The sequence below is a fragment of the Streptomyces viridosporus genome (assembly GCF_002078235.1).
GTDB classification, from domain to species: domain Bacteria; phylum Actinomycetota; class Actinomycetes; order Streptomycetales; family Streptomycetaceae; genus Streptomyces; species Streptomyces viridosporus.
Genome location: NZ_MSGP01000769.1, coordinates 1 through 1822, shown reverse-complemented (window position 1 = coordinate 1822; position 1822 = coordinate 1). Strand labels below are relative to the sequence as shown.

Sequence of the window (1822 nt, the reverse complement as noted above, 5' to 3'; positions counted from 1 at the left end):
CCGCCGCCACCGCCGCCGAGGCGAAGGCCCGCGTCGGAGCCGACTGGGCAACTCAGTCGATCGTCTTCACCGCCGCCGCAGGACAGACCAACAACCTCAACATATTCTCCATGTACACCAGCGACGGGATCCGGCGGATCGGCTTCAGCGACGTGGTCCCGCTCGAACCGGGCGACCACTGCGCGTACTCCAGACCCGAGGACACCACCTCCGTCGTCTGCGAACTGCCCGCCGACAGCCCCCGGCCCGACAGGATCGACGTCTTCTTAGGCGACGGCAACGACACGATCGCCGCCTTCACCCCCGGGATCGGCACCGTCAGCGGCGGCCCCGGCGACGACGAACTGCACGCCCACACCGCACGCACGGTGCGGGGCGACGCGGGGAACGACATGGTCATGGGACCCGCAGCCCTGCACGGCGGCGACGGCATGGACCACCTGATGGGTGACGACGGCGACCAGCAGATGTGGGGCGGCCGGGGCGACGACATGATCGAGGGCTATGGCGGTAACGACACCGTTCACGCCGGTCCCGGCGACGATCACGCCATGGGCGGGGACGGCCGCGACATCATCCTCGGCGGCCCCGGCAACGACACACTGGACGGCGAAGGCGGCGACGACCTCGTCTGCGGTGGCACCGGAAAGGACACCCTCAAAGGCGGACCCGGCCGCAACATCGTCCTCCCGTAAGTGCGCCTCCATGCCCGAAGGCCCTGGCCCGCGGCGCGAACAGCGTCGCGGGCGCCGAGCCACCGCCGTCGGCGACCCGCCACCCGAGCCGTGCCAACCGCGAACGCCGCAGACGGCAGGTCCCCGCGCGACACGAGGTGACCCGGCGAGTCTGTCAAACGTTCGATGCAACTGGGGTGGTCAGGTCACTGGCGGGCGGCTGAGAGCCGACCGTCGAAGGTGATGTCGAAGACGTTCAGCGCGGCCTTCCGGCACATGGCCCAGCGGGCCTGGCCCTTGCCGGTGGGAACGAGGGACATGATCGCCATGTAGACGCACTGCAGGGCTGCCTGCTCGTCGGGAAAGTGTCCGCGGACCTCGACCGCCCGCCGGATCCGCGCGTTCACCGACTCGATCGCGTTCGTCGTGCAGACGATGCGGCGGATCTCGGTGTCGAAGCGCGGGAACGGAGTGAATTCTCCCCCGGACTTCGTCCGGGGGCACCCCACCCACACGTTCTCCCACAGCTTCACGATGGCCGGATACTTCCGGCCCCAGGCGTCGGCGAACTCGGCGAACCGGTCCAGGGCGGCCTCCTCGGTCGGCGCGGTGCAGACGGGCTTGAGGAGGCGGGCGGTCTTGTCCCAGTCCTGGCGGGCGGCACAGCGGAAGGGGTTCCGCAGCAGAGGCACCACGCGGGTCTGCACGATGGTGCGGGGTCAGACCGTCTCCACCGCCTCGGGCAGGCCCTTGAGCCCGTCGCAGACGAGCATGAGCACGTCGTGCACGCCGCGGTTCTTGATCCAGGTCGAGGATGTGCAGCCAGTGCTTGGCGCCCTCACCGCCGTCACAGGCCCACAGGCCCACAGGCCCACAGGCCCACAGGCCCAGGATCTCCCGTCGGCTCTCGACCGTGACAGCCAGGTCGACACGATCACCGGCAGGCGGCTACATGCGCTGGCGTTCCTCGAACACGGTACCCGCCGACTCCATATCACTGGCATCACCGCCTACCCCACCGCGCAGTGGACAACCCAGCAGGCCCGCAATCTGATCGCCGGCCTCGGCGCACGCGTCGAGTCGCTCCGCTTCATCCTCCGCGACCGCGACAGCAAGTACACCGACTCCTTCGACGCCGTCTTCGAGGC

The 1822-nt window shown here is 69.5% G+C and carries 1 protein-coding gene and 2 pseudogenes; 2 read left to right on the top strand and 1 reads right to left on the bottom strand.

The window, feature by feature from the left end; genetic code table 11:
- Window positions 1–695, top strand: a 695-nt coding sequence (locus tag B7L92_RS43575) for a calcium-binding protein (protein ID WP_081241555.1), incomplete at its 5' end; no start/stop codon positions are given.
- Window positions 696–880: 185 nt separating this feature from the next.
- Here B7L92_RS43575 and B7L92_RS37300 read toward each other — a convergent pair.
- Window positions 881–1604, bottom strand: a pseudogene (locus tag B7L92_RS37300) (transposase); the annotation flags it as partial.
- A 12-nt stretch (window positions 1605–1616) separates the two neighbouring features.
- On the opposite strand from B7L92_RS37300, the pseudogene B7L92_RS44010 reads away from it, so the two are divergent.
- Window positions 1617–1822: pseudogene (locus tag B7L92_RS44010) on the top strand (integrase core domain-containing protein); the annotation flags it as partial.